Origin of the sequence: Allobosea sp. FBZP-16 (assembly GCF_002831785.1) — a bacterium.
In the GTDB taxonomy this organism is placed as follows: domain Bacteria; phylum Pseudomonadota; class Alphaproteobacteria; order Rhizobiales; family Beijerinckiaceae; genus Allobosea; species Allobosea lupini.
The window spans coordinates 1-797 of sequence record NZ_LNCQ01000038.1 but is presented as its reverse complement, the minus strand read 5'-3'; the positions used below and the strand labels follow the sequence as shown (position 1 = coordinate 797).

2 protein-coding genes are annotated in these 797 nt (G+C 69.8%); both read left to right on the top strand.

Annotated elements, in window-relative coordinates:
- Window positions 1-431: regulatory protein GemA (locus tag CXY91_RS20105; RefSeq protein ID WP_210202607.1), on the top strand; the 431-nt coding region annotated here is incomplete at its 5' end.
- Window positions 428-655, top strand: a complete 228-nt coding sequence (locus tag CXY91_RS20100; protein WP_100962979.1) for a hypothetical protein — start codon at window positions 428-430, stop codon at window positions 653-655. The genes CXY91_RS20105 and CXY91_RS20100, both read left to right, overlap by 4 nt.
- Window positions 656-797: the final 142 nt, after the last annotated feature.

Here is a 797-nt window from a genome sequence, read left to right as displayed (position 1 = left end):
AAGGCGCTGGAGCTCCAGGTCGCGATCAAGAGGAGCAGCCGATGAGCCATCGCGACATGCTGGCGAAGATCCACATCGCCAAGAAGGACCTGGCGCTCGACGACGACGCCTATCGCGGCCTGCTGCAGCGCGTCGCCGGCGTCGGCAGTGCGCGCGATCTCTCCGATCGTCAGGCCGATTCCGTCATCGCCGAGCTGAAGCGCCTGGGCTGGAAGCCGAAGGCTTCGGTGAGGGCGCCGGCGCAGCGCGCGGATTTGCGCAAGCTCTATGCCTTGTGGGGCGCACTGCAGGCCGGACCGCTCGATCGCGACGCCCTGCGCCGCTGGGTTGCAACCCGGTTCAAAGTCTCGGCGCCCGAGTTTCTGAAGCCGGACCAGGTCCGCGAGGCGATCGAGCAGCTCAAGGCCTGGCAGAAGCGGGTGACGGCATGATCCATGTCACCGACCATGCCTTGGTCCGCTTCCTCGAGCGCTCCGGCGCCCTCGATGTCGAGGCCGTGCGCCAGGCGCTGGCCAATTCGCTGGCACGGGCGAGCCGAGCCGCCCAGCGCGTCGGCATCGACGATTACGAGATCGTGGCGGACGGGCTCCGCTACGTGGTCCGCGAGGGCATCCTCGTCACGGTCACGCCGCCGGAGAGGTTCCCGCCGCGATGACGACGTTGCCGCCTCCCACGGATGAGATCGCGCGCCTGGTCGAGCTGATCGGCCCGGAGGCGGCGCTGCGCCTGGTCGAGGCGCGCGGCGGCGCCCGGGTCTATGTCTGCGATCCCGCCGCCGGCGGCGCGATCGTCGACAT